The organism is Ciceribacter azotifigens, assembly GCF_048159625.1.
GTDB classification, from domain to species: domain Bacteria; phylum Pseudomonadota; class Alphaproteobacteria; order Rhizobiales; family Rhizobiaceae; genus Allorhizobium; species Allorhizobium azotifigens.
Genome location: NZ_JBLQTA010000020.1, coordinates 55,298 through 76,948 on the forward strand (window position 1 = coordinate 55,298; position 21,651 = coordinate 76,948).

The 21,651-nt window shown below is 60.6% G+C and carries 18 protein-coding genes; 16 read left to right on the plus strand and 2 right to left on the minus strand.

What is annotated here, in order from left to right:
• Positions 1-4 precede the first annotated feature (4 nt).
• The 7 genes from urtC (at position 5) to ACM6UT_RS20925 (ending at position 7,708) form a co-directional block, all read left to right on the plus strand.
• On the plus strand, positions 5-1,138 hold the full coding sequence (gene urtC, locus ACM6UT_RS20895; protein ID WP_416799270.1) for an urea ABC transporter permease subunit UrtC: 1,134 nt from the start codon (positions 5-7) through the stop codon (positions 1,136-1,138).
• Positions 1,135-1,899: an urea ABC transporter ATP-binding protein UrtD gene (urtD, locus tag ACM6UT_RS20900; protein ID WP_416799271.1), complete on the plus strand. Its 765-nt coding sequence runs from the start codon at positions 1,135-1,137 to the stop codon at positions 1,897-1,899. The genes urtC and urtD overlap by 4 nt, the downstream gene beginning before the upstream one ends.
• Positions 1,892-2,587, plus strand: a complete 696-nt coding sequence (urtE, locus tag ACM6UT_RS20905; protein ID WP_416799272.1) for an urea ABC transporter ATP-binding subunit UrtE — start codon at positions 1,892-1,894, stop codon at positions 2,585-2,587. The genes urtD and urtE overlap by 8 nt, the downstream gene beginning before the upstream one ends.
• Before the next feature lie 19 nt (positions 2,588-2,606).
• A complete protein-coding gene (locus ACM6UT_RS20910; RefSeq protein ID WP_416799273.1) occupies positions 2,607-3,641 on the plus strand; it encodes an aliphatic amidase in 1,035 nt (344 codons plus the stop codon).
• Positions 3,642-3,835: 194 nt separating this feature from the next.
• The gene (locus tag ACM6UT_RS20915) at positions 3,836-4,636 is read left to right on the plus strand and encodes a CbbQ/NirQ/NorQ/GpvN family protein (protein ID WP_416799274.1); all 801 of its coding nucleotides are present in this window, start codon (positions 3,836-3,838) and stop codon (positions 4,634-4,636) included.
• A gap of 26 nt (positions 4,637-4,662) precedes the next feature.
• Complete coding sequence (locus ACM6UT_RS20920; RefSeq protein WP_416799275.1) at positions 4,663-6,855, plus strand: nitric oxide reductase activation protein NorD; 2,193 nt, start codon at positions 4,663-4,665, stop codon at positions 6,853-6,855.
• Positions 6,818-7,708 carry a type II toxin-antitoxin system HipA family toxin gene (locus ACM6UT_RS20925; protein ID WP_416799288.1) on the plus strand — a complete coding sequence of 297 codons (891 nt, stop codon included), beginning with the start codon at positions 6,818-6,820 and terminating at the stop codon, positions 7,706-7,708. The genes ACM6UT_RS20920 and ACM6UT_RS20925 overlap by 38 nt, the downstream gene beginning before the upstream one ends.
• Positions 7,709-8,197: 489 nt before the next feature.
• On the opposite strand, the gene ACM6UT_RS20930 is transcribed toward ACM6UT_RS20925, so the two are convergent.
• Together ACM6UT_RS20930 and ACM6UT_RS20935 are read right to left on the minus strand one after the other, a co-directional pair.
• The gene (locus ACM6UT_RS20930) at positions 8,198-8,542 is read right to left on the minus strand and encodes a RidA family protein (protein ID WP_416799276.1); all 345 of its coding nucleotides are present in this window, start codon (positions 8,540-8,542) and stop codon (positions 8,198-8,200) included.
• A gap of 43 nt (positions 8,543-8,585) precedes the next feature.
• Positions 8,586-9,344, minus strand: coding sequence for an IclR family transcriptional regulator (locus ACM6UT_RS20935; protein ID WP_416799277.1), 759 nt, complete (start codon positions 9,342-9,344; stop codon positions 8,586-8,588).
• A 222-nt stretch (positions 9,345-9,566) separates the two neighbouring features.
• Between ACM6UT_RS20935 and ACM6UT_RS20940 the strand changes: the two genes are divergently transcribed.
• The 9 genes from ACM6UT_RS20940 to argF all read left to right on the plus strand — a co-directional run.
• Positions 9,567-10,508 (plus strand): ABC transporter permease, encoded by a 942-nt coding sequence (locus tag ACM6UT_RS20940; protein ID WP_416799278.1) that lies wholly within the window; start codon positions 9,567-9,569, stop codon positions 10,506-10,508.
• A complete protein-coding gene (locus tag ACM6UT_RS20945) occupies positions 10,505-11,380 on the plus strand; it encodes an ABC transporter permease (protein ID WP_416799279.1) in 876 nt (291 codons plus the stop codon). Before ACM6UT_RS20940 ends, ACM6UT_RS20945 begins: the two co-directional genes overlap by 4 nt.
• Positions 11,381-13,150 (plus strand): ABC transporter ATP-binding protein, encoded by a 1,770-nt coding sequence (locus ACM6UT_RS20950; RefSeq protein WP_416799280.1) that lies wholly within the window; start codon positions 11,381-11,383, stop codon positions 13,148-13,150. It begins immediately after the preceding gene.
• A 17-nt stretch (positions 13,151-13,167) separates the two neighbouring features.
• Entirely contained in the window at positions 13,168-14,502 is a 1,335-nt protein-coding gene (locus tag ACM6UT_RS20955) for an MmgE/PrpD family protein (RefSeq protein ID WP_416799281.1), read from the plus strand.
• A gap of 13 nt (positions 14,503-14,515) precedes the next feature.
• Positions 14,516-16,081, plus strand: coding sequence for an ABC transporter substrate-binding protein (locus tag ACM6UT_RS20960; RefSeq protein WP_416799282.1), 1,566 nt, complete (start codon positions 14,516-14,518; stop codon positions 16,079-16,081).
• 56 nt (positions 16,082-16,137) lie between these two features.
• Positions 16,138-17,430, plus strand: a complete 1,293-nt coding sequence (locus ACM6UT_RS20965; protein WP_416799283.1) for an NAD(P)/FAD-dependent oxidoreductase — start codon at positions 16,138-16,140, stop codon at positions 17,428-17,430.
• Positions 17,431-18,144: 714 nt separating this feature from the next.
• Positions 18,145-19,614, plus strand: a complete 1,470-nt coding sequence (gene arcD, locus ACM6UT_RS20970; RefSeq protein ID WP_416799284.1) for an arginine-ornithine antiporter — start codon at positions 18,145-18,147, stop codon at positions 19,612-19,614.
• A gap of 25 nt (positions 19,615-19,639) precedes the next feature.
• On the plus strand, positions 19,640-20,872 hold the full coding sequence (locus tag ACM6UT_RS20975; protein WP_416799285.1) for an arginine deiminase: 1,233 nt from the start codon (positions 19,640-19,642) through the stop codon (positions 20,870-20,872).
• A gap of 18 nt (positions 20,873-20,890) precedes the next feature.
• The coding region (gene argF, locus ACM6UT_RS20980; protein WP_416799286.1) for an ornithine carbamoyltransferase at positions 20,891-21,651 on the plus strand (761 nt) is incomplete at its 3' end.

Here is a 21,651-nt window from a genome sequence, read left to right on the forward strand (position 1 = left end):
AGGTATGCCCTTGTCTGGAAAAGTTTCACGCCAAATCCTGCTTTACGGCGCAGTCTGCCTGGTGCTTCTGCTGGCGCCGGTCCTGATCGACGACGCCTTCCTGCTCAACAAATATGCCCGCTACCTGATCTTCGGCATGCTCGCAATCGCACTCAGCCTGTCATGGGGTTATGCCGGCATCCTCAACCTTGGTCAGGCAACGACCTTCGGCATCGGGTCCTACTGCATGGCGATGTTCTTAAAGCTGAAGACCGTGCCGATTCACACGGGCAGCGACGGGCTTCCCGATTTCATGGTCTGGAACAACGTGACCGAACTGCCCTGGATATGGGTGCCGTTCCAGTCGGTGTCGTTCGCACTGCTCGCAGGCATCCTCGTTCCGGCGCTGTTTGCAGCGCTGCTCGGCTGGTTCATGTTTGGCGGGCGAGTCACGGGGGTCTATGCGGCGATCATAACTCTCGCTGCCATGGTCGTAGTGAACCTCATCATCATCGACCAGCAGAGCTACACCGGCGGCTTCAACGGCATCACCGATCTCGCCCAGTTCGAAATCGTCGGCCTTACGTTCGACGCCTATTCCGCCTCGACCTACTACCTCGTTGCCACTTGCCTCACCGTGACGCTCTTCCTGGCGTTCGCAGTCTCGCGCAGCAAGACTGGCCTCATCCTGCAGGCAGTACGCGACCAGGAGGAACGGGTGCGCTTCTTCGGTTACGACGTTGCACTCTACAAGACCTTTGTCTTTGCGTTATCCGCCGCGATCGCCGGCCTTGCGGGCATGCTCTACACGATCGTCATGGAATTTGCCTCGCCGACCTTTCTTGGCGTACCGCTCAGCCTGTCCATCGTGATCTGGGTCGCCGTCGGTGGCCGGCAGAGCCTCCTCGGCGCAATGCTTGGCGCGCTGCTCGTAACCGGTGTCCAGGGTGCTCTGTCGGAGTCCGAGGCGTTCCTCGAAACCTGGACCCTCATCATGGGCGGGCTCTTCGTCCTCATTGTGCTGTTCATGCCGAAGGGGCTGGCGGGAGCCTTCGAAACCTTCGCGCGTCGCTTCCCTTCACCAGACGGCAAGCAGGGCACGCGCCATGCCAGAGACCAGCAATCCAAGTCCCATCCCCATCTCGGAGGCGCGCTATGACACCCGCACGCGAACAGCTTCTCGGTCTGAAAGCGGTCACGGTATCGTTCTCGGGTTTCCGCGCGGTCGACCGGCTCGATTTCGAGGTGGGGTCCGGCGAACTCCGATGCCTGATCGGCCCCAACGGAGCTGGCAAGTCCACGACCCTTGACCTCATCTGCGGCAAGTCACGGATCACCGCCGGCGAGATCGCCTTTCGGGGCCAGCCGGTCCACGCTCTCAAGGAGTTCCGCATCGCGCGCACCGGCATCGGCCGCAAGTTCCAGGTGCCGAGCGTCTTCCGCGAACTCACCGTGCGCGAGAATCTTGAAATCGGCTGTTCGCGCGATCCAGGCGTCCTGCGCAATCTGTTCCGCTTCTCCGGCGGATTAGATGCCGAACGGCTGGAGCGCCTGGCGCTTCTCGTCGGCCTTCAGGACCATTTGGACACCCAAGCAGCGCAACTCTCCCATGGGCAAACGCAATGGCTGGAGATCGCGCTGATCCTCGCTCAAGACCCGGCGCTCATTCTCATGGACGAGCCGACGGCCGGCATGACGGCGCATGAGACGAACATGACGGCTAAACTCTTCAATCACCTGCGCGGCAAGCACACGCTCATCGTCGTCGAGCACGACATGGGTTTCGTGCGCGACATCGCCGAAACGGTTTCTGTCATGCACCAGGGCAAGCTGCTGGCACAGGGAACCGCCGACGAAGTCTCGGACGATGCCCGCGTCCGCGAGGCCTATCTCGGCTCGGGAGGTATCGGCCATGCTTGAGCTTTCTGATGTCGATGGCTTCTACGGCCGCAGTCGGGCCCTCCAGTCCGTCTCACTAACCGTGGGAGAGGGCGAATTCCTGAGCGTGCTCGGGCGCAACGGCGTCGGAAAGACGACTCTTCTGCGTACCATTCTCGGCCTTATGTCGCGCTGCGGCGGCTCGATCCGTCTCGACGGCGCGGAGATCAACCACCTTGCAACGCACAACCGAGCCCGGGCAGGGCTCGGATACGTGCCACAGGGGCGCGGCATCCTCCCGAGCTTTACTGTGCGCGAAAACCTATTGCTCGGCACGTTCGCGGCCCAAAAGCCGGCACGAACGATCCCCAGCCACGTCTTTGATCTTTTCCCGATCCTCAAGGACTTCCTCGGCCGGCGCGGCGGTGATCTCTCCGGAGGCCAGCAGCAGCAGCTCGCGATTGCCCGGGCACTGCTCTCGGAGCCGAAGATCCTGCTTTTGGATGAACCGACGGAGGGTATCCAGCCCAACATTGTCGAACAGATCGAAGACGTACTGATCGACCTCAACCGTAAGCACGGCCTAACCGTCATACTGGTCGAACAGAACATCAATTTCGCGCGGCGAGCGTCAGACCGCTTCGCGATCCTCAATCGCGGGAGCGTGGCGGTGTCTGATGGCATCGATGCGCTCAGTGATGACCTCATCCACAGCCACCTTGTCGTCTAGACGTGTAAGGAGAACCGAGATGTACCATGGTGATATTAGCAGCAGCAAAGATACCGTTGGCGTTGCCGTCGTGAACTACAAAATGCCGAGGTTGCATACGAAGGCCGAAGTCCTCGAGAACGCCCGCAAGATCGCGGAGATGATTGAGGGCATGAAGGTTGGTCTGCCCGGTATGGATCTAGTCATCTTCCCGGAATATTCGACCCATGGAATCATGTATGATTCCAAGGAGATGTACGAAACTGCTTCGCAGATCCCCGGCGATGAGACGGCGGTCTTTTCCGAAGCTTGCCGGAAGGCCAATGTCTGGGGCGTGTTCTCGCTGACGGGCGAGCGCCACGAGGAGCACCCCCACAAGGCACCCTACAACACACTCATACTCATGAACGACAAGGGCGAGATCGTGCAAAAATACCGCAAGATCATGCCCTGGGTGCCGATCGAGGGCTGGTATCCCGGCGACTGCACCTATGTTTCAGAGGGGCCCAAGGGCCTGAAGATCAGCCTCATTATCTGCGACGACGGCAACTATCCGGAAATCTGGCGTGACTGCGCGATGCGGGGTGCTGAGCTAATCATCCGCTGCCAGGGATACATGTACCCGGCCAAGGAACAGCAGGTGCAGATTTCGAAGTCGATGGCTTGGGCAAACAATGTCTATGTCGCTGTCGCCAATGCGGCAGGCTTCGATGGCGTCTATTCCTATTTCGGCCATTCCGCGATTGTCGGTTTCGACGGTCGCACGCTCGGCGAATGCGGAACCGAGGAGTACGGTATCCAGTATGCACAACTCTCCGTTTCCGCAATCCGCGATGCCCGCCGCAACGGTCAGTCGCAAAACCACCTCTTCAAGCTCCTGCACCGCGGCTACACCGGCGTAATTAACTCAGGCGAAGGCGACAAGGGCGTCGCCGCCTGCCCCTACAATTTCTACGCCAACTGGATCAACGATCCGGACGGGACGCGCGACATGGTGGAAGCCATCACGCGCAGCACGGTCGGCACGGACGAGTGCCCGATCGACGGACTTCCGCGCGCTACCGCACATCGGTGATGCCGCCAAGACAGTCCGGCGCCTCGGCGCCGGGTTGTTCCATTCATCAAAATGACTGAGGGAACGAAGGTGTCTGGACACTCCGCACGACCCGGCGAAACTTCGCCGCAAGCTGAAGGAACTGTTGGCGTCCTGAAATCCCCTCGCGCCGAGATGACCGGACGCGTCGCGGCGCCAACCCCAAGAGGCCTGTCGTGACAAACCTCGATCCCTATCGAATTTCCAGCGAACCGTTCTATCAGGCAGTCGACAACGAGATCGAGCTGTTCGAAGCTGCCCACAAAAGCCGGATGCCCGTTATGCTCAAAGGACCGACCGGCTGCGGCAAGACGCGCTTCGTCGAGTACATGGCTTGGCGGCTCGGCAAGCCGCTTATCACCGTCTCTTGCCATGAGGATATGACCGCATCCGATCTCGTCGGTCGCTACCTGCTGGATTCACACGGCACGGTCTGGCACGACGGACCGTTGACGCTCGCTGTTCGCGGGGGGGCAATCTGCTATCTCGACGAGATCGTCGAGGCTCGGCAGGACACCACCGTCGTCATCCACTCACTGACGGACGACCGGCGCATCCTGACGCTCGAAAAGAAAAACGAGGTCATCAAAGCCCATCCTGATTTCCACGTCGTGATTTCCTACAATCCTGGTTATCAAAGTGTGCTCAAGGACCTTAAGGAATCGACCAAGCAGCGCTTTGGCGCGATCGCGTTCGGCTATCCGAACTCGGAAGCAGAGGCCGAAATCATAAAAAGGGAAGCTGCCGTCGACCGGAGGACGGCGGACACGCTGGTCCGCATCGCCGAGCGCTCGCGCAATCTCAAGGGGCATGGCCTCGAGGAAGGCGCGTCCACCCGAATGCTAATCAATGCCGGACTACTCGTTGCCGCCGACATACCGATCGAGAGAGCGTGTCAAGTTGCCATGGTCGTGCCGATTACCGATGATCCCGACCTTCGCGACGCGCTGACTGGCGCAATCGCTGCCTGTCTCTGAGGGGTTTCATGTCGGATCCAGTGACCATGCACGAACCCGACGGATTTCCGCTCGAATGGCAGGATCGCTGGTATGTTGCGCACAGCCGTATCGACCAGGCCGGCTATGGTGAGCTCGTCGCGATCGCCTATCGGCGTGCCGGTCCGGAGCTCGCTGCGCGAATCGGCCCGGCCTTCGCTGTGCGGCTTGCGTCGGCAATCTCGCAGGTGGCAATCCGGTCGGGAAGGCTGGCCGCAAGCCTGGTGCCGCAGGCTGCGCTTCTCGCGTCGACGCGTTTTCAAGGGCCCGTGGCAATGGATTCCTGGGCGACGGCGATCGAGCACGTCGCACGCCAAGCGCCCGAAGGAGTCCTCCCACTTTTGGAGAATACCGGCAAGCTCGTGGCTGCGCTCGATGCGCCGGGTTTCATTGCCTTCGTGCGCATGGGTCTTGATCTTGCCGATGGGAATCCAGAACGTAGGCGCGCCTTCTTCGCACTGGAAAGTGCCGAGGCGGTCAGACTTATTGAGGGGACAGTTGCAGATGGTGGCCTTGCTGAATTGCGGCATGGTCTCGGCCTCTTTCTCGGTGCTCTATGGGGAATTGCGCCGCCGATCGCCGAGGCACCGCCGGATGCGCCAGAGCCGATGCGACGTCGGCCTGGCTTTGGGGGCGGCGGCGTGCGTTTGCCGTCCGCTTTCGCGGGCTTCGGCGGCGACGAGGCCAAGTTGCTTTACCGGGCAGCGGTCGCCCATATTGGCGCCCACCATCGCTTTACGCGGACGAAGTTTCCGGTAGCCGGGCTGAAGCCGATGCAGATCGCGCTAATTTCTCTTATTGAGGATGCGCGGGTTGAAATGCTCGCCGCCCGGCGTATGCCGGGTCTCGCCCGCCTCTGGCGCCGCTTCCATGTCGCGCGGCCGGACGGCCCCTCAGTCGCAATAGCTTTGATGGCGCGTCTCTCGCGGGCGCTGGCGGATCCGCATTACGAGGATCCGCACGCTTGGGTGGAAAAGGGCCGGGCGTTGTTCGAAAAGGCCGCTCGCGAAGACATCGACGATCAGCAGCTCAGTCGCCGTATTGGGGGGCTGCTTGGCAACGACATTGGCCAGATGCGTCTGCAGTTCGACGCGCGGGCGTATGTGGTCCAGCCGGCCTACCGTGACGACAATATGGGAATTTGGGACTTCGAGCGCGACGATGACCAGGTGCCAGTCGAGATCGAAACGATGCTTGAGGGGGCTCGGATCGAGCAGCGGGCTGGCGACGATGGGCGACACGAGGAGGCCGAGGATGGCGATACGGAGCGCGGAAAGTCGGCCGAGGCACAGGACGACGACGGGCTGATTGTCGCAGACTATCCGGAGTATGATTACATCGCCGGGCGGTATCGGCCAAACTGGTGCCAGGTACGCGAAATGCCGGGTCAAGTTGGCTCGCTCAGGATAGCGGCCGCCTTGAGCGAGGCGCGTTCGGATATCGTCGACCGGCTCACCGGGTTCATCAAAGCGTCGCGAATTAACCGCCAACAGCGTGTCCGCGGTCAAACCGAAGGGGAGTTTATCGATATCGACGCCGGTATCTCCGCCATGATTGCACGCCGTGCCGGCGCGATGCCGGATACCCGGATCTATTGCCGATACGAGCGGCGGTCACGTGACATGTCGGTGCTTATCCTCATCGATACCTCTCGCTCGACGACGGAAAGGATGCGCGGTTCGACTGGCACGGTGCTGGAGATGGAGTGCCTGTCGACAGCTCTTCTGGCGCGCGCGATGACGGAAGTAGGCGATGCCTTTGCCATCGCGGCATTCTGCTCCAACGGGCGGGAGGACGTACGCTATGAGCGCGTAAAGGATTTCGGTCGGCCCTTCGACGCAGGGGCCCTCGGCCGCCTTGCTGGTCTTGTGGGCGATTTTTCCACTCGGCTCGGTGCGGTGATGCGCCACGCGGGAAGCGACCTTCGCAACCAAAAGACTTACCGCCGGTTGCTGCTGATCGTCACGGATGGCGAGCCCTCCGATATCGATGTCGATGATCCAGACTATCTCGCAGTGGACGCCCGCGCGGCGGTTCATGAACTCAACCGTGACGGCATTGACGTCTTCAGCGTGATTCTTGATTCCGCTGCCGAATCCTACGCGCGAAGGATCTTCGGCCCGAAGGGCATGGTGCGGCTCGATTTGATCGACCGTCTGCCCGATTTGCTACCCGGCTTCTACCTCAGAATGCGCGCTTAGCGGATGGAAGGCATCCGAAGGCGTTCGCCTATCGCTCGCTGGCGCGCAGGACAAACTGGCGGTCATTGTCGAAGACGCTTCCATTGCCTTGGCAAAAGATGGCAGACCAACGACCCATATCTTGAAACCGGTGATCCAGGCGTTGGAAGGCACGGTGGAGAACGAGTATTTTTGTATGCGGCTTGCGGCGCGCCTCAAGCTGCCGGCACCCCATGTCGAGATACGCCTTAGGGGAGCCACTGCATTTCTCTTGGTTGAGCGTTTTGATCGGACGAAGGCAGCCGACGGCACCATTGAGCGGTTACACCAGGAGGACTTCTGCCAGGCGCTTAGCGTGCCGCCCGAGCTGAAGTATGAGGCTGAGGGCGGACCGGGAACAGAACGATCTCTCGGGCTGATCGACCAGGCCTGCGCGAAACCCGTCGCGGATCGGCTACAGTTCATCCGCATGCTGATCTTCCATTATCTCGTGGGTAACGCCGATGCCCACGGCAAGAACTACGCCCTGCTTTACGGCTCCGGCACACCGGATCTGGCACCGATCTATGATGTCGTTTGTACGGCCGTTTATCCCGGTTTGTCAAAGAAGCTCGCCATGAAGATTGGTGGCCGCGATGTGCCCGACACGATCCAGCTGAAGCATTGGAAGACATTGGTGCCCGAAACTAAGTCTTCTCACCGCATCCTTGCTCGCGATCTTGCCCAAATGGCGGAAAGGATTGGGAGCGAGGCTGATGCCCTTGTTTCAGAGCTGGCTGACGAGGGGATCAAGCATCCCATCTTGGGTGCAATTCGCAAGGTCATCTCAAGTAGCGCTGGTTCGCTGCAGCGAATAACGGAGCGGGTGTCTTAAGCAATTGAATGGTCTCGAACATCCAGCGCCCTGTCCTTCGAGCAACGGGCGGTGGTTCAGATCCCTTTTCAACTGCTTCGATAGCAACGGAACAGGATCGTTGGTTCGCGTCTTCTCAAGGAGGCTGCGCAGGCGACCGCATTGCCGGCGACACTCGGCTCCTTTTCCAGCCACAGACGAGGCGAGCAGCTCATCGCCCCATTGGGGCAAATTCTCGTCGCGACACAGGAATCTATTCAGCCCGGTTAAATGGGAAAACACAGGTCTTGAAATCTCAGCGTCGGGACTCCCCAGGTGAATGCGAAAAGGGCAGGCGCGTGGCAGCGAGGCTGTCAATACGCAAACAGATTGACTTGGATCAGGTCTCCAATCTAGCTTGGCGCGATCGTTCAGCCGGGTGTTTACGCCTCACCTTGGCTCTAGACGTTGACCTTGGTCGACTTCATGCCCACGCTCCATGCCGGCGGCAACGAGGCATCGAAGAACACTTCAAAGCGCCGCCGATACGACGACTTCGATGCGCATGTCGGGGTCGGCCATCAGCACCTGACCACAGCAGCGCGTGGGAGGGTTTTCGGGATCGATCCACGCATCCCAAACCTTGTTCATATCCGCGAAGTCGGCCATGTCGCGGAGCCAGATCTGTGCCGTGAGCAGCCGCGACTTGTTCGTGCCAGCCCGTTGGAGCAGGTCATCAATCTTGGCGAGCGTTTCCCGGGTTTGTTGGGTAATTTCGCCATCGGAGTCGGAAAACTGACCTGACAGAAAGCACATGCCGTTGTACTTCACCATGCGGCTGCGGCGATGGTTCACATCCTGACGCTCGATATCCATTCCATACTTCTCCTTGATTGATGCTGGACACCGTCCGGGCCATTTATCGGATCGCGTCGCCGAGGCAGTCGCGCAATTCGTCCATGACCTTCGGCAGCCAGTCCTCTGTCATCATTTCGAGCGGGGCGGTGAACGAGATGGCGACGTCTACCTCGTAATTGCCCGATCGCCGGATGGGCAGGCCGAGGCCGCCCTCCCCCGGCAGGTAGTAGCCCATATTCACCGCGAAGCCGCGGCGCTGGGCGTCGAGGATCTGGGCCAGCACGATCCCCTTGTCGACATACTGAACCGATGGATGGCTGAGGTAGCGGGGTGCGTTCGTTTCAAGCAGTTGGAGACACTCCGCCTCGGGCATCATTGACATCAAGGCTATGCTGCCTGCCGCGACGCCCATCGGCACCCGCCCGCCGACGCCCATGGAAAATTGCCGGCTGGGGGAGCGGGTGACCATCTCCGCGCAGACGGCATCCACGCCAGCCTGCACCATCATGTAGACGGCATGGCCTGTCTTGCGCGCGAACGCCGTCATGCCCGGCCGGTACTTGAGGATCAGGGGTTCAATGCGAGTCTGGCGTCGGGCAAGCATGGGGATGGTCGGACCCAACCGGTAATAGCCGTGCCGGCCGGCGGATTCGGCGAAGCCCTTTTGGAGGAGGGATGCCAAGCTGCGATGAACGGCAGGCTTGGCCTCGCCAATCTGTTGGGCAAGGTCCGCGAGTGCAATGCCGTCCGCACCGGCTTCCCCCAGAAGGATGAGGATATCAAGCGCGCGAACCGCGTTGGTCGAGGCATTCGATGACAACCTATTTCTCCATTGTTCTAATAATAAGAACATATGCTGCGTTTGGTTTCAATAAAAGGAACCATTTGACTTCCATATTTTTTTTTGTTGTCATTCGTCAGGTCGAGAGAACTTGAGCCGAGGGAGGAGTGCTCAAGGAACGGATGCGCCGTACGTGGCTGCATTCGTGCGCGTTTGCGCTCGTGCTCCTCCAGGAAATCCGCTCTTGGTGAGGAGAGGCGAATGGTTTCGTTCCTGGTAAAGCGATTGGGATTTGCGCTGTTCACGCTGTTCAGCGTCCTGACGCTTGTGTTCTTGATCGTGCGGGTTCTGCCGGGTGACCCTGCGCTGGTTATCCTGGGTGACCAGGCCAGCGTGGAGAGCATTGCGGCGCTCCATCATCGACTGGGGCTGGATCGCCCGGTCATCGTTCAGTATCTGCAGTTCATGCTCGGCGTGGTGCAGGGCAATCTCGGCACCTCGATGATCACCGGCCGATCGATCTCCGCCGAGATCTGGAATGTCCTTCCCTACACAATGGAACTCACCATTGCCTCGCTTTTGCTGGGTGTGATGCTTGGTGTACCTGCAGGCGTATGGGCGGCGGTCCGGCGCAATCGCTCAGCCGACTTCGTTTTGAGGCTGGTATCCTTGATCGGCCTGTCGCTGCCGGCTTTCGTCGCAGCAATCATCTTGCTGATGGTCTTTGCCATCGATCTGCGATGGTTTCCCGTCATCAGCGCCGGTGGAGGGGATGGACTGCTCGAGCGGCTGCGACAGATGGCACTTCCCACGCTTTCGCTCGCTCTCATCATGATGGCCTACATCACCCGCGTCACGCGCTCGGCCATGCTCGAAGTCCTCAACCAGGACTTCGTGCGCACCGCCCGCGCCAAAGGCGCTTCTCCGCATGCGGTCGTCTGGCGCCATGCGCTCGGCAACTGCATGATCCCTATTACCACCGTCGTCGGCCTTTATCTGGGAATTCTGATCGGTAATTCGGTGCTGACCGAAATCGTCTTCTCGCGACCCGGGCTCGGCAAACTCATCCTCAATGCTCTTACCCAGCGCGACTACACGCTGCTTCAGGGGATGATCGTGATCTACACACTCATGGTCGTGACGGTGAACCTGCTGACCGATCTCACCTATGGCTTCCTCGATCCGCGAGTTCAGTACAAATGACCATTCCGATTTCAAGCGCTGTTTCGCCGAGGATGAAATCCGCATGGGCAATCCTCAGGCGGTTGAATATCTCGACCTGGCTCGGAGTTGCGATCGTGGTGGCGCTCGTCCTGTGCGCGATCTTCGCGCCGCTGATCGCGCCTTATGATCCGAACGAGCAGAACATCATCGTGTACCTGATGCCGCCGAGCGCCGAAAATCTGCTCGGCACCGACCAGTTCGGCCGCGACGTGCTGTCCCGCCTGCTTTACGGCGCGCGCTATTCGCTGACCATCGGCTTCCTCGCGATCGTCACGGCGCTGATCATCGGATCGTTTATCGGAATGATCGCCGGCTATGTCGGCGGCAGGACGGATATCATCCTGATGCAGATCATGGATGTGGTCCTGGCATTTCCGTCTCTTATCCTGGGCCTTGCGCTCGTCGCTTTGATGGGGGCGACGCTGACCAACATCGTGATTGCGATTGCGTTCACGGCAATACCGGCCTTTGCCCGCATCGCCCGTGCCGGCGTCTTGACCCAGCGCGATCGTGAATATGTGCAGGCCTGTCACGCAATGGGTTTCTCCAACACACGTATTCTCTTCGGTCACATTCTTCCGGCGATCCTGCCGGAGATCATGGTCATGACATCCCTCTGGATGGCGACGGCGGTTCGGACGGAAGCGTCATTGGCCTTTATCGGCCTTGGCCTTGCGCCGCCGACCCCGACCTGGGGCGGCATGGTACGTGAAGGTTTCGACAATATCTTGAGCTCCTTTCACCTCGCCCTTTATCCGAGCCTGGCGATCCTGGTGCTCGTTCTTGCCCTCAACCTGATCGGTGACGGTTTGCGTGATGTAATCGATCCGCGCCTGAAGGATGCCAGCTAGATGACGGACCACCCCGCACTCACAGTCACTGATCTCAAGATCTCATTCTCGCGCATGCCTGTCGTCCATGGGATCAGCTTCGAGATCCGCCCCGGTAAGACCATGGCGCTCGTCGGCGAATCCGGATCTGGCAAGAGCATCACCTCCCTGGCAATCATGCGGCTGCTTCCTTCGCATGTCGCCAAGGCCGAGGGTTCGGTGCGTCTCGACGGGCGTGAACTGCTGACATTGCCGGAGGCCGAGATGCGCCAGGTCCGCGGCGGGCAAATCAGCATGATCTTCCAGGAGCCGATGACATCGCTCAATCCCGTCCAGACGGTCGGAGCGCAATTGGGTGAGGTGCTGAGGATCCATCGCAAGCTCAAGGGCGCAGCGTTGCGCGACGAAGTGCTGGGTCTCTTGCGAAAGGTGCGAATCCCCGATCCGGAACAGCGCATTGGCCAATACCCCCATACGTTCTCCGGCGGGATGCGCCAGAGGGTGATGATCGCGATGGCCCTGGCCTGCAATCCCGCCCTTATCATCGCCGATGAGCCGACTACCGCGCTGGACGTAACCGTCCAGGCGCAGACACTCGAGTTGCTGAAGGAGTTGCAACGCGAGACCGGCACGGCGGTCCTGTTCATCACCCATGACATGGGCGTGGTCGCGGAAGTCGCCGACGATGTTCTCGTCATGCGGCACGGCCGCGTGCTTGAGCAGGGTTCGGTTCACGAGGTGTTCGGCAATCCGAAGGAAGATTATACGCGCAGCCTCATCGCGGCCGTACCGAGCCTGGTCGGCAAGTTGCAGGCCCATGTCGTTCCGGCCCAGCCGATCGACCATCTGCCGGTCGCTGCAGCGGGTGACGCAGTGCTTGAAGTGCGCGATCTCTCGGTTCGCTTCCCCCACCATGCAGGACTGCTCGGACGGGTCAAGGGCGCCATCCATGCCGTCAACGGTGTTTCCTTCTCCATTAGCAAGGGCGAGACACTCGGGCTGGTGGGAGAATCCGGCTCGGGAAAGTCTACAATCGGCAAGGCCATCGTCAACCTCGCACCGGTTCACGGCGGCTCCGTTACCGTCGGCGGCCAGCAGGTCGATTATCGCAGTGCTGCCAGCCTGGCCCAGATGAGACGCCAGGTGCAGATGATCTTCCAGGACCCGTTCGGCTCGCTCGATGCGCGTCAGACGATCGGCTCGGCCATCATGGAGCCGATGAAGGTTCATGGATTGGAGACGGGTGGCGCGGCGGTTCAGAAGATGGAGTGGCTCATGGAGCGTGTCGGTCTGGAGCCGAGACGCGCGAACAGCCTTCCCCACGAGTTTTCGGGAGGGCAGCGCCAGCGCATCTGCATCGCGAGGGCGCTGGCGATGTCGCCCAAGGTCATCATCGCCGACGAGGCGGTCTCGGCCCTCGATGTTTCTATCAAAGGGCAGATTATCGAATTGATGATCGACCTGCAGAACGAATTCGGCGTCTCATATCTCTTCATCAGCCACGACATGGCTGCCGTCGAGCGGATCTGCAACCGCGTGGCCGTCATGTATTTCGGTGAGATTGTCGAAATCGGCCCACGGGATGAGGTCATCGGACGTCCGGGGCATAGCTATACGCAGAGGTTGCTGTCGGCGATCCCCATTACTCATCCCGATCAGCGGGAAACCCGTGTGCGTCGTTCGGCCGATGTCGCACCGCCGCAGAGTCCGCTGAAGCCACTGGGCTACACCGCGCCCGCCGCTCGATGGAGCATGGCGGCGGAAGGTCACTTTATTCGTCAGGCAAGCTGAGCTCTTTGGAGGATTGAATGCATGTAATATCCCGACTTGCGGAATTTGTCAGCGGACACCCGCAAGGCAAGCTGCCGCGGCAAACCCGTGAAGCGATCTCGCTTCTGCTGCTCGATATGATGGGGGCCACGGCCGCGGGACTTATGGGGCCATTGGCGGCAGCTGCCCGCAGGGCCGCAGGAGATATCTATGGGGTGGGCAATGCGCAGGTCTGGCTGACGGAAACACGCCTGAGCGTCGCAGGCGCGGCGATGGCCAACAGCGCTGCGGCCAGCGCGCTCGATATCGATGATGGCCACCGCGGCGCGGCCGGTCATGCCGGTGCGGGCGTGATCCCGAGCGCCTTGGCGGTAGCGCAGTCGATCGGCGCGTCCGACGAGGAAATCCTCGATGCGATTGCCCTTGGCTACGACGTGGCACTCCGGGTCGCATCGTCCCGCCCGACCAGCACGATCGAAACCTATGCGAGCGGCAGGTGGGTCAGCTACGGAGCTGCTGCTGTGGCTGGCCGTCTTCTCCGCCTCGATCCCGATCAGCAAGCCCACGCCTTGGCGATTGCCGGCGCCGAAGGGCCCATCGTCTTCCCGACCGGCTCCTCGAAATTCCAGGGCAGTACTGTCAAGGAAGGCATTCCGCCCGCGGTGGTCGCGGGACTGACCGGTGCCTATCGAGCCCGAGCAGGCGCGACCGGGCCGCTCGACCTGCTTGACAATGCGTCGCGCTATGAGCCGAACCTGCTTGTGGGCGGGCTGGGAGAAACCTGGGAACTGCAGAAATGCTATCTCAAGCCCTATGCCTGCTGCCGGTACATGCACGCCGCCATCGATGGCATCCTCAAGCTGCGGCAGAGTGGGCGAGAAATTCACAGGCTTCGGATCGAGACCTTTCCGCAGGCCCTGCGTCTTGCAAACGAACGTGCGCCGCGCTCGCTCGAGGGAGGGCAGTATAGTTTCTATTTCAGTTGCGCGCTCGCAGCGTTGCGCGGACGGGAGGCCCTGCAGCCGGTCGATCCGGCGGCCCTCAAGGATGCCGAGGTCTTGCAGCTTGCGAGCCTAATTGAGCTCGACGTTTCCAGCGATTTTGCCACGGCCTTTCCGGTGCGCACTCCAGCCCGTGTCCTGATGGACCAGGGGACGGGGCTGGAGGAACTGGTCATCGATTATCCGCTTGGCGATGTGGCCAATCCGATGAGCTGGGACCAGGTGGCAAACAAGTTCAAGAACATTGGAAGACAAAGCCTGAGCCCGGAGCGGCAAGAGGACATCATCTCGGCGATCAGCAGACTTGAGATCGCAGGTTTTGCTCCTCTGCTGGGTGCCCTTTCAGTGTCCAATCCGTTCAACCTGCAATGAGGAGGAAATTGCAATGAAGTATCAGACACATCTGAGCATGCGACTGCTGGCTGCGCTCCTTGCGTCCGCCGCCCTTTTCCCCGCCGCAGCGAATGCGGCCCAGACCGAGTTGAGGGTTGGTGCGGCTTCAGCCGATATTGGCAATCTGGACCCGCATTTCGCGTCCAGCACCTCTGACCGTACACTCGTCGCATGGATCTATGGCGGACTTGTTCGCTTTGCCCCAGGTTCAACGGATCCCGCGACCATAGAGGGAGATCTCGCAGAGAGCTGGGAAGCCAGCAGCGACAATCTGGTGTGGACCTTCAAACTCCACCCCGGCGTACAGTGGCAGCACGGCTATGGGGAGGTGACGGCTGACGATGTCGTCTTCAGCCTCCAGAAGTCCGCCGATCCGAAGCGCTCCGCTTTCGCGACGGACTACAAGGCCATCAAAAGCGTCGAAGCAGTCGATTCGCATACGGTCCGCATCACGCTTGCCAATCCGGTGCCGAGCCTGCTTGGCCTGCTGACCAACTATTCGGGTGGTTTCATCATCAGCAAGAAGGCCTATGAGGAACGCGGTGAGAACTTCACCCGCAATCCCGTGGGTTTTGGGCCCTTCCAGTTTGAGTCCGTGGAACCGGGCGTGGCCGTGAACCTCGTGTCTCACAAGGCTTACTTTCGCGGCGCGCCAAAGATCGAGAAGGTAACCTACCGCTTCCTCAATGCCGCAGCAGGGCGAGATCTCGCCTTCACGGCGGGAGAAATCGACGTTGCCGCCGGCACGACCGATCAGCGCTGGCTGCAGCGAATGAAGGAGATGCCGGGCGCCAAGATCGATATCTTCGATCCCGCCGAGCTGACCGTCGTTCACCTCAACCGGAATCAGAAGCCATTCGATGACATCCGTGTTCGCCAGGCCATTGCCCATGCGATCAACCCTGGTGAAATCGCGCAGTTCCGTGGAGCCGATTTCACCCGCGTTGCAAAGTCCGTTATCCCTTCGAACAATCTTGGCCTGAATGCCGAGGTAGGGCTGCTTCCGCACGATCTCGACAAGGCCAAGTCGCTCTTGGCCGAGGCTGGCTATCCTAACGGTCTGACCATCAAGATGATCTCGAGCCAGATGCCAAGTTATGCCACGACCGATCAACTTCTGCAGGCGCAACTCGCTAAGGCGGGCATCACGCTCCAACTCGAGCCGGTCGAGCATGCCACCTGGCACCAGATGATCCGCAAGGATCTGAGCCCGTTGGTCGACTATGGCGCAGCCCGCTTCCCGGTCGCGGATACCTATCTCACGCAGTTCTATCACTCCAAGAGCGGTATCGGTGAGCCGGGTCAGGTAACCAATTTCAGCCATTGCAATGTTGCCGACCAGCAGATCGATGCCGCCCGCACGGAAGTGGATCCGAAGAAGCAGATCGAATTGTGGCAGGAAGCGCAGAAGCTGATCGTCGCCGATGTTTGCGGCGTTCCGGTCACCGAAACCGGGCAGGTCTGGATTCGCAAGGACAATCTGGATTGGGGCTTCGAACTGAAGGGCTCGATGTCCCTAGGCCCTCTGCTGACCGAACAAAGCCATTTCACGGAATAGACCGAATGGCCCGGGACCGGCAGTTCCGCCGGTCCCGGAACTCTCTGGGCGTCAAGATGACAAACCTTACCTATCCCGACTATTCAAACCTCTGCGGTTGGAACGCTCTCTTGCCGAGCCGCAGCCCAAGACCCGCATTGAAGCAGGATACGACCGTCGATCTGGCGGTCGTCGGCGCTGGCTTCACGGGGCTCGCGATCGCTCGTCGCTTTGCTGAACTCGATCCGGAAGCACGGGTCGCCGTGATCGAGGCGACCACGGTGGGCGAAGGTTCCTCCGCCCGCAATTCCGGATTTACCGGAGCCGATGTCTTGCCGCGCAATGCGTCGATCAAAATGGCGGAGAAAGCAAGGGTCCAGTCTGCTTTTTTCAAGGACGCGTTCGATTGGCTGATGCAGATCGTGCGTGAAAACCGGATCGAGTGCGATCTTCAGCAGGTTGGCTCCATCCGTGGAGCCGCCACGGAACTCGGCGAGGCTTCGCTGCGCAACGTGCTGGAAGTCGCTCGCGTCAACAGCATTGCGCACACGATGCTGTCCCGCGATGATATTCTTCGCCGCATCGGCTCGTCCTATTATCGCTTCGGGATCCATATGCAAGATACGTGGCTGCTTCAGCCGGCAGCACTGATTCGCGGCCTTCTGGACGCATTGCCCGCCCCGATCGAGGTGTTCGAAAACACGCACGTGTCACGCATGCGCAAAGGCGATGGCTGGATACTGGAAACGCCCGGAGGCATCGTAAAAGCCAAGAAGGTTGCGCTTGCAACAAATGGGTTCATTCGCAAGTTCGGTTATCTGAAGTCACGGATGGCGACCATCTACACCTATGCGGCCGTAACCGAGGAAATTGCCGAGAACCGGATCCACGAGCTCGGCGAGTCCGCCAGCTGGGGTCTCCTGCCTTCGCACCGTCTCGGCACGACGCTTCGCCGGATCGGGAGAAACCGGTTAATGGTGCGAAGCCTGTATGCCCATGAGGCCGAACTGGATGAGCGTGATGCCAGACGCAATCTTCGCGATCGGTTCGAGCGGCGCTGGCCGGGCCTGAAGGATGTTCAATTCGAGTATCTTTGGGCGGGCACGACCGCCTTTACGATGAATGGCGCTCCGTGGTGGGGCAAGCTCGACGAGGAGCTCTATGCCTCGGGCGGCTGCAACGGCAGCGGCATAACCAAGGGAACGATGCTGGGTCGACATCTGGCCGAACTGATGCTTGGTGTCGGCGAACACACGCAGATGGCCACGAGCATGGGCACGGCAAGCTGGATCGCTCCCGAACCGTTCCGATCCATCGGTTTCCGCGTCGTATCTGCGCTCGAAAGTCGCAAGGCAGGGATGGAAATGTAGTGAGAAGGCGAGCGGAGCCTACGTGGCTCCCTGGTATTCCGTTCGGAGCCATCGGCTTCCGCTGAGGTCCAGGAATGACGGGTGGAACCGTCCCGCCAGTCGGTCTCCAGGCGGCTTGCACAGCGGTTCGCGTCCGCGGGGCCGGCCGGAGCTGGCGGTCCTGTCAGGGTCGGCGTCGTGCCGAAGTTCTGGCTGCCCGGCGCCCGTCCTGTCGCCCGAACACCACACGCCGCTTGTGTCCGCGGCGAGGTCCGCAGGCGTCACGACTGCCCTTGCACCGAATTCCATGGATCAACGGCTAGCAGCGTTCCATGGGCTCGACCAGCAGAGACTTTGGCGGCCGTATCCTCATCGGATGAGGTAGGAGAGATTAATCTGGTTCTGGCTCAACAGCCCTCCCATACGCGGTCAGATATGCCCCTGGAGCAAAGACCACGCGGACGAAACCCGCAACGGTGCTGCCTAATCCCAATATTTGACGACGCTCGATCTCGGAACGCCTCGTGCATGGGGCTCCAAGTATCGGGCGCTGGCTGCGAATTGCTCCCGCTTCTTGATATGCATCAAGTCGCGCCGGTGGTATCGCAGATATATTAGACAAAGTGATACCATCGGGCGGGAGCTGCAAGTGCAGGACGCTCTACCGATACGGTTGAAGCTACCTGGAATGCATCGCGTACTACCGTCACATTCTTCAAGCGAAGGAACACGAACATGGTTACGGCGAATGTTGCAGCTTCCTCTACTGCTACCGAAAAAGCATCCGGCAAGCTTGGCCTTGTGCCGCTTGTGGCGCTTGTCGTCGGCTCGATGATTGGCGGTGGCGTCTTCAGCCTGCCGCAGAACATGGCCAAGGGCGCTTCTCCGGGGGCTGTCGTCATCGGCTGGCTGGTCACGGGCATAGGCATGCTCGCCTTGGCTTTCGTCTACCAGGGCTTGTCGACGCGCAAGCCGGCGCTCGATGCCGGCCCTTACTCCTATGCCCGTGCAGGCTTCGGCGACTTCATCGGCTTCAATAGCGCCTGGGGATACTGGCTCAGCGCCTGGATCGGAAACGTCTCCTACGTCGTCTTGATCTTCGGTGCCCTCAGCTATTTCTATCCTGCCTTCGGTGCCGAGGGGAATACGACCCAGGCGATCATCGGGGCATCGATTGTTCTTTGGGGTACCCATGCGCTCGTCCTGATGGGTGTCCGGGAGGCTGCGATCATTAACGTCGTCACCACGACCGCCAAGCTGCTCCCGATTCTGCTCTTCATCCTGCTGGTCGCGCTCGCGTTCAATCTCCCGAAATTCAGCCTGAACTTCTGGGGCGAGCAAACGCCGGATCTGGGCAGTGTCATGACGCAGGTCAAAAGCACCATGCTGGTCACGCTCTGGGTTTTCATCGGTATTGAAGGCGCCAGTGTCGTCTCGGGCCGCGCAGCAAAACGCGCGGATATCGGCCGCGCCACCATCCTCGGCTTTATCATTGCCTTGGCTATCTACATGCTTGTCTCGCTTCTTTCCTTCGGCGTCATGACCCAGCCGGAATTAGCTGCGCTGCCGGCTGCGGCGTCCATGGCCAGCGTGCTCGAGCAGGCCGTCGGCCCTTGGGGCTCGGTCGTGGTGCGCATCGGTCTTGTCATCTCGGTTGCAGGTGCATTCCTGAGCTGGACCGTGTTTGCGGCCGAGATCCCTTATCGCGCGGCAAAAGAAGGCATGTTGCCGGCTGTGTTTGCAACCGAGAACAAGAACGGGTCGCCCGCCGGCTCGCTGTGGATCACCAACATCTTCGTGCAGATCTTCCTGATCGTCACGCTTTACGCAAACTCGACCTATCTCGCTCTGTTCTACATCGCCTCGACCGCCATTCTGGTGCCTTATGTGCTCTCCGGTGCCTATGCCTTCAAACTGGCCCTCAGTGGTGAAGGCTACAGGGAAGGGGAGCGTCGTGGCCGCGACATGTTCACCGGTGCGCTGGCGACCGTCTACGGCGCATGGCTGGTCTATGCGGCCGGTCCCAATTACCTCTTCATGTGCGCGCTGCTCTATGTGGTGGGCATTCCTGTCTATTGGTGGGCGCGGCATGCGCGCGGCGAGAAGGCCTTCTCCGGCATCGAAGCGCTCATCGGCCTCGGCATCGTGGTCGCGGCGGCCATTGCCGGCTATCTGATGTGGACCGGCGCGATCAGCGCCCTGTAACGGTCTCAAGCGTGGGAACACTATGATGAGCGCAAACCCGCAACTTGGCGTCCATTCCGAAACCGGTAAGTTGCGGCAGGTGATCGTCTGCCGCCCCGGCCTCGCCCATCGACGCCTCACGCCCTCCAATTGCCAGGAACTCCTGTTCGACGACGTGTTCTGGGTCAAGCAGGCCCAGAAAGACCACGACGTCTTTTCCGGCCTGATGCGCGACGATGGCGTCGAGGTGCTCGACGTCAACGTGCTCTTGGCCGAAACGCTGGATCTGAAAGACGGCCGGGCTTGGGTACTGGACCAACGCGTCAACGCGGACCATGTCGGCGTGGGCATGATGGAGGAGCTGCGCGCCTGGATGGACGAACTGTCCGGCGCCAAACTGGCCGAATATCTGATCGGCGGCCTGGCGGCGGACGATCTTCCGTTCAAGCCGACCGGCCTCTTCGGTAGCTATCTCGGCCATCATGGCCTGATCCTGCCGCCCTTGCCCAACGCGCTCTTCACCCGCGACAACTCGTGTTGGATCTACGGCGGCGTGACGGTCAACCCGATGTACTGGCCCGCCCGTCGGCCGGAAACGCTGCTCAATACCGCGATTTACAAGTTCCATCCGAAATTCGCCGGCAAGGTCGAGATCCATTGGGGCGACCCGACCAAGGAGCATGGGCTGGCGACTTTGGAAGGCGGCGACGTGATGCCGGTCGGCAACCGCACCGTGCTGGTTGGCATGGGCGAACGCTCGTCTCCGCAGGGGATCGGCCAGCTGGCGGAGGCACTGTTTGCCAAGGGCGTCGTCGACCGCGTACTTGCGTTCCGCATCCCGAAATCGCGCGCGGCCATGCACTTGGATACGGTGTTCACCCTGTGCGGCGGCGATGTGGTGACGACATTCAAGGAGGTCGCGGACGAACTGGTCTGCTATGACATACGGCCGGGGGAGGGCAAGGCGCCGTTGTCCTTCCGCCACGATCCTCGCCCGATCTTCGACATCGTGGCCGAGGTTTTGGGTTACAAGAAACTTCAGATCGTGCCCACCGGCGGCAATACCGACGAAGAACGTGCGCGCGAGCAATGGAACGACGGCAACAATGTGCTGGCCCTGCGCCCCGGCGTGGTGGTCGGCTACGATCGCAATGACGATACCAACGCCGCGCTGAAGGCCGTCGGCATCGAGGTCCTGGCTATTCCGGGCGCCGAGCTTGGCCGCGGCCGCGGCGGTGGACATTGCATGAGCTGCCCGACCATCCGCGATGCGATCTGATTTCAAGGGGTGATCACCATGGCCTTCAATCTGAAAAATCGCAGCTTCCTCACGCTTCGCGACTACACGCCGCGCGAGATCGCCTTCCTGCTGAAACTCGCAGCCGACCTGAAGACCGCCAAATACGCGGGAACCGAGGTTCCCAAGCTTCAGGGCAAGGATATCGTCCTGATCTTCGAAAAGGACTCGACCCGTACCCGCGTCGGTTTCGAGGTGGCGGCCTACGACCAGGGCGCGCGGGTCACCTATCTGGGGCCGACCGGAAGCCATATCGGCCACAAGGAATCGGTGAAGGATACCGCCCGGGTGCTGGGACGGATCTACGATGCGATCGAATATCGCGGGTTCGGCCAGGAGATTGTCGAGGAACTGGCCAAGTATTCCGGCGTGCCGGTCTATAACGGCCTGACCAACGAGTTCCACCCCACGCAGATCCTCGCCGACTTCCTGACGATGCAGGAACATGTCGAAAAGCCGCTGCACCGGGTGTCCTATGTCTTCATGGGCGATGCCGGCAACAACATGGGCGACAGCCTGCTGATCGGCGGGGCCAAGATGGGCATGGATGTGAGGCTTTGCGCCCCAAAGGCTTGCTGGCCCTCGCAGGAGATCCAGGACGAGGCCCAAGCGGTCGCCACCGAGACTGGTGCGCGGGTCATGATCACCGAGAACATCGATGCCGCGGTGAAGGGCGTCGATTTCGTCTACACCGACGTCTGGCTCTCGATGGGCGAGGCGAAGGAAAAATGGGCCGAGCGCATCAAGCTGCTCACGCCCTA

Coding starts and splice junctions, on each gene's coding strand:
- ACM6UT_RS20950 (WP_416799280.1), top strand. CDS start 11,381: ATGACGGACCACCCCGCACTCACAGTCACTGATCTCAAGATCTCATTC.
- ACM6UT_RS20975 (WP_416799285.1), top strand. CDS start 19,640: ATGAGCGCAAACCCGCAACTTGGCGTCCATTCCGAAACCGGTAAGTTG.
- ACM6UT_RS20945 (WP_416799279.1), top strand. CDS start 10,505: ATGACCATTCCGATTTCAAGCGCTGTTTCGCCGAGGATGAAATCCGCA.
- ACM6UT_RS20940 (WP_416799278.1), top strand. CDS start 9,567: ATGGTTTCGTTCCTGGTAAAGCGATTGGGATTTGCGCTGTTCACGCTG.
- ACM6UT_RS20930 (WP_416799276.1), bottom strand. CDS start 8,542: ATGGATATCGAGCGTCAGGATGTGAACCATCGCCGCAGCCGCATGGTG.
- ACM6UT_RS20965 (WP_416799283.1), top strand. CDS start 16,138: ATGACAAACCTTACCTATCCCGACTATTCAAACCTCTGCGGTTGGAAC.
- ACM6UT_RS20955 (WP_416799281.1), top strand. CDS start 13,168: ATGCATGTAATATCCCGACTTGCGGAATTTGTCAGCGGACACCCGCAA.
- ACM6UT_RS20920 (WP_416799275.1), top strand. CDS start 4,663: ATGCACGAACCCGACGGATTTCCGCTCGAATGGCAGGATCGCTGGTAT.
- urtE (WP_416799272.1), top strand. CDS start 1,892: ATGCTTGAGCTTTCTGATGTCGATGGCTTCTACGGCCGCAGTCGGGCC.
- urtC (WP_416799270.1), top strand. CDS start 5: ATGCCCTTGTCTGGAAAAGTTTCACGCCAAATCCTGCTTTACGGCGCA.
- arcD (WP_416799284.1), top strand. CDS start 18,145: ATGGTTACGGCGAATGTTGCAGCTTCCTCTACTGCTACCGAAAAAGCA.
- ACM6UT_RS20960 (WP_416799282.1), top strand. CDS start 14,516: ATGAAGTATCAGACACATCTGAGCATGCGACTGCTGGCTGCGCTCCTT.
- ACM6UT_RS20910 (WP_416799273.1), top strand. CDS start 2,607: ATGTACCATGGTGATATTAGCAGCAGCAAAGATACCGTTGGCGTTGCC.
- urtD (WP_416799271.1), top strand. CDS start 1,135: ATGACACCCGCACGCGAACAGCTTCTCGGTCTGAAAGCGGTCACGGTA.